Source organism: Arthrobacter sp. SPT-J7, assembly GCF_059089965.1.
The window spans coordinates 1-3993 of the sequence record NZ_JBNHFF010000271.1; the positions used below are offsets into that span (position 1 = coordinate 1).

General features: G+C 62.9%; 5 protein-coding genes and 1 pseudogene. 3 read left to right on the plus strand and 3 right to left on the minus strand.

Annotation, left to right across the window (positions count from 1 at the left end):
• Nucleotides 1-98: 98 nt before the first annotated feature.
• The 3 genes from AC5RWX_RS31110 to AC5RWX_RS31120 all read right to left on the minus strand — a co-directional run bounded on the left by AC5RWX_RS31110 (nucleotide 99) and on the right by AC5RWX_RS31120 (nucleotide 1914).
• Nucleotides 99-719, minus strand: a complete 621-nt coding sequence (locus tag AC5RWX_RS31110; protein WP_494100054.1) for a DedA family protein — start codon at nucleotides 717-719, stop codon at nucleotides 99-101.
• 86 nt (nucleotides 720-805) lie between these two features.
• Nucleotides 806-1525: an AfsR/SARP family transcriptional regulator gene (locus tag AC5RWX_RS31115; protein WP_494100055.1), complete on the minus strand. Its 720-nt coding sequence runs from the start codon at nucleotides 1523-1525 to the stop codon at nucleotides 806-808.
• Between the two features lie 185 nt (nucleotides 1526-1710).
• Nucleotides 1711-1914, minus strand: coding sequence for a hypothetical protein (locus tag AC5RWX_RS31120; RefSeq protein ID WP_494100056.1), 204 nt, complete (start codon nucleotides 1912-1914; stop codon nucleotides 1711-1713).
• Between the two features lie 223 nt (nucleotides 1915-2137).
• Between AC5RWX_RS31120 and AC5RWX_RS31125 the strand changes: the two genes are divergently transcribed.
• The 3 genes and pseudogenes from AC5RWX_RS31125 to AC5RWX_RS31135 form a co-directional block, all read left to right on the plus strand.
• Entirely contained in the window at nucleotides 2138-2341 is a 204-nt protein-coding gene (locus tag AC5RWX_RS31125; protein WP_494100057.1) for a hypothetical protein, read from the plus strand.
• Nucleotides 2342-2399: 58 nt separating this feature from the next.
• Nucleotides 2400-2600 carry a hypothetical protein gene (locus AC5RWX_RS31130; protein WP_494100058.1) on the plus strand — a complete coding sequence of 67 codons (201 nt, stop codon included), beginning with the start codon at nucleotides 2400-2402 and terminating at the stop codon, nucleotides 2598-2600.
• 82 nt (nucleotides 2601-2682) lie between these two features.
• A pseudogene (locus AC5RWX_RS31135) lies at nucleotides 2683-3993 on the plus strand (hypothetical protein); the annotation flags it as partial.

Consider the following 3993-nt stretch of genomic DNA (forward strand, 5'->3'; position numbering starts at 1 on the left):
CTAAGCAACTCCACTGTGCAATCGGAGGTCCTCACCCATGAGTCAACGACTCCAGCGAGTCATCACATTCATCCAACCAACGTCCCTGGGCAGTACACCTAGGCCAGCGGAGGGTCCGGCTCCTCCACCGGCGATCTGTTGCCGCGGCGCCGGGTCACAATAATGCCGACGACGACGCCGACTACCAGTCCCAGCGCGACTCCGATCAGCGAGCTGGCCCAGAAGGGCAGGCCGGTGGCCGAGCCGGTGAAGTAGCCCAGGCCCACCAGCCAGCAGGCCCAGAGCAACGCACCCAGTCCGGCGCACAGGCTGAAGCCGCGGACCGAGACGTTAGCGATCCCGGCAGCGGCCGACGTAGCCAGCCGGCCGCCCGGAATGAACCTGGCCCCGATGATGGTCCCGTAAGTTGACGAGCGGCCCGCCTTGGCGATGGCATCGTGGATTCCGGAATGCACGCGCCGGCCCCATCTCCAGCGGTCAAGGACGTGGCTCAGCCGCCTCCTGAACAACTGGAACACCACAACGTCCCCCAGCCAGGAGGCCAGGGCGGACAGGGCCACCACCAGGAACACATTGGCCCGGCCGTCAGCGGAAAGCGCTCCGCCGGTGATTACCACCATCTCGGACGGGACCGGCGGAAAGATGGCGTCGCCGAGCACGATGGGGATGATCCAGAAATAGATCGCCGTCCCCCAGCTGTCAGCGCTGCCGAAGTCCATTGCCACAAGGTATCGCAGAATCGGGAGGCTGGAACCGTGGGTCTGCCAAAGAACGGCCGCAGATTGGCGCCGCGTTGCCTGCCGGCTCAGCGCCGGACAAAGTCGGACACAAGTTCGCTGAGCTGGTCCGACGGCGGGACGCCGAGTTCGTCGTAGAGCCGGTCTGCGAACATCGTGTAGGCGCGGACCGCAGCTGCCCTGTTTCCGGCGCCGAGGTGGGCCTGGACCAGCAGCAGATGAGCCGATTCCCTCAAGGGCTCGATGCTCGCCGCGGACAAAGCGGCATCGACTGCCCTCGCGGGATCACCTGCCGCCAGATGCTGGCGGGCCAGGAACTCCAGTGCGCCCAGACGCAACTGCCGGAACCGTTCCTGTTCGAAGATGACCCAATCGTCGTACCAGCCCGGGAGCAGGTCCGCCCGGCCCAGGCTCTCCAGGTAGCTGTTCGGGATGTGGGCTTGCGCATGCGGCTGTGTCTGTATCGTGGCCACCTGCCGCTCCAAGGCCCGGGCGTCCACCCGAACCGATTCATCGAGCTCGAGCGTGTCAGCTCCTGTTTGCAGCAGGTGCGGGAAGGTGTGGGAAATGCACCAGACGGTGGTACGCAGGTTTCCCGCAGCCTGCGGTTCACTGCTTTTCGGCCACAGGAGCCCGGCCAGAAAGCTCCGGTGGCGGCACCCGAATAATCCCAGGCATGCGAGGAGCCGTTGTTCCCGGCTGGCTACCGTCACGGCAGTGCTGCCGTGGCGCAACCGCCAAGCTCCCAGCAGACTTAAGTGCCACTCCTGTCCGAGAGTCACCGTCATGCCAATCCCTCTCAAGCGACCGGGTAACACCGATCCCCCCGAGTACCATGGTGGCACTCAGCCAGAGCATGTCAAGTCATTTTAGTAACAAAGGCTTTGGAAGCTGACAAACCGGGAATGGTACATAAATGCCCGTCAAGAGGGATAAGCGCCAGTAGTAAACCCTTTTGCCAGGATCCCGCGTGCTACGCGCTGGTTGCACTCCCGGGCGTCTGCAGCAGGTCGAGCCAACGGCGGACGGCAAGGAGGATGGCATCAGTATCGGCTGCTGTCTCTATGAGTTCCGCATCCCGGCCTGGATGGCTGGAAATCAGGCGCGCCCGCAGTGGCTGGGGGTGGCTGGGCTCAACCCATGCGCGGATTACCATCGTGCCTTCAATTTCCGCCATAAAACAGGCGCCTGCTTTCCTTGTCTGTAATTCCAACTGCATTTTCCGGCAATTCAGGGATATTACTGCCCGGTATGACCATCCTAGGCACAGAATATTCGGCGCCCAAGTCAAGCCTGTCACAGCGGCGTTACTCGATAACAAAAAAATGACGCTGCAGTAACGGCGCCGCCACGGTGCCCCGCGTTGACTGATCGGGAGACGTCGAGAGGGGGTGATTGACATGATGAAGGAACTCACCATCCAGGAACTGGAAAGCCAGAGCGTGGAGTTGCTGCCTTCGCGGGAAACCCTGTACTTCGGAGGCGACAGCATTAACCTGGCCAGCGTCTACGCGAATAACACGTCCGTGGCACTGAACGCTGCCTCGCTGTTCTCGGAAGCACACAGCAGCGCCGTCCAGAACATCGCTGTCCTCCAGCACTAACCCTGTCCATCATTCATGTCTGGACCTGGGGTAGCCCGGGGGAGAGAGGTGTGGTGCTATGACAGCATCGACGGCGCTAACACCGGTGGATCTCGACGCTGAGGTTGTGGAGCTGCTTCCCGTAAAGGAAACGCTGCACTTCAACATCAACGTCTCTCCCGTGATCGCAGTGAATCTGTCTATGGCCATCAACGCGGCCTCGATCGGTTCCATTGCCAACTCGGCAGCGTTGCAGGACATCCTGGTACTGCAACAGTAGGTTCGCCGGCTCCAATGCGGTGGGCATGCCTCAGCGATGTGGGCATGCCCACCGTCCTACCCGCTCAACCTTTGGGGGGAAAGTGGCAACTGCACCCGATTCGGCCGTGCTGAGGCGCTGGTCCCCATCACCAGGCGTGAAGTTCCTCGGGCAGGTGGAAGGCTCGGGGCTCAAGAGCAGCAGTTATCTGCTGCAGCGGGGAGACGGGCAGGTGGTTCAGCTTTCAGAGCTGCTCCACGTGGTGATGGTCTCCCTGTCGCCGGGGAAGTCCGCCGAAGAAGTAGCTCAGGAAGTCAGCAAGGCTTACGGCAGGGAGCTGGATGTCAGCGGGCTCCTCCACCTCGTGGATACCAGGCTGGCTCCAATGGGCCTGGTTGCAGAGGCTGACGACGACGGCGACGACGGCAGGCAGCCGGAGTCCAATGCCTTGCCGACCGCCAACCCATTGCTCGCTCTGCGGCTGCGTGGGACGCTCCTCCCCGAAAAGGCCGTCAATACCCTGGCCGGAATACTGGCACCGCTGTATTGGGGACCGGTGGTTGCCACCGTCCTTGTTGTCCTGGTGATCGTCGATGTCCTGCTGCTGGCCAGGGGAGACCTGATGGCTTCACTGCAGCAGGTCCTGCTTACCCCGGCACTCCTCCTGGGAGTCGCCGCGCTGCTGACAACCGGGGCCGTGATCCACGAGCTCGGCCACGCCGCGGCCTGCCGGTATGGGGGTGCCAGGCCCGGAAGGATCGGCGTCGGCGTGTACCTGGTTTTTCCTGCCTTCTTTACCGACGTCACAGACTCTTACCGCCTGGATCGGGTGGGCAGGATCCGTACTGACCTGGGCGGGCTGTATTTCAACTGCCTTTGCCTCATCGGGCTGGGCGGCGCCTACCTGCTGACCGGGCAGGGGTTCTTCCTGCTGGCTGCGGCGCTGATGCACTTCGAGATGATCCAGCAACTGGTGCCCACACTGCGCTTTGACGGATACTTCGTACTTGCCGATATTGCCGGTGTGCCGGACCTCTTCAACCGGATCCGACCGGTGCTGCTAAGCCTGATACCGGGCCGTCCCATGGATCCCCGGGTTGCCGAGCTCCGCCCCTTCGCCCGGCGCATCGTGACGGCGTGGGTCGTCACCGTGGTGCCGCTCCTGTTCCTGGCACTCGGGTGGATGCTGCTGAACCTGCCCTTGATCTTTCAGCAGACCGTCGCAGCAATGAGGCAGCACGCGGTGCTCGCGGGCAACGCCATCGCAACCGGCGACGCCGCCGCCACCGTGCTGTCACTGTTCTCCATCCTTATGTTGTCCCTGCCGGTCATAGGCCTGGGCATTCTGCTCTACCGGATGCTGTCCGCACTCCTTGCACTCCTCCTGCGCCTGGTAAAGCGTGCGGGCAGAGGC

Excerpts from the sequence above, each read along its gene's own strand:
- AC5RWX_RS31110 (WP_494100054.1), bottom strand. The coding sequence starts at position 719 with ATGGACTTCGGCAGCGCTGACAGCTGGGGGACGGCGATCTATTTCTGG.
- AC5RWX_RS31115 (WP_494100055.1), bottom strand. The coding sequence starts at position 1,525 with ATGACGGTGACTCTCGGACAGGAGTGGCACTTAAGTCTGCTGGGAGCT.
- AC5RWX_RS31120 (WP_494100056.1), bottom strand. The coding sequence starts at position 1,914 with ATGGCGGAAATTGAAGGCACGATGGTAATCCGCGCATGGGTTGAGCCC.
- AC5RWX_RS31125 (WP_494100057.1), top strand. The coding sequence starts at position 2,138 with ATGATGAAGGAACTCACCATCCAGGAACTGGAAAGCCAGAGCGTGGAG.
- AC5RWX_RS31130 (WP_494100058.1), top strand. The coding sequence starts at position 2,400 with ATGACAGCATCGACGGCGCTAACACCGGTGGATCTCGACGCTGAGGTT.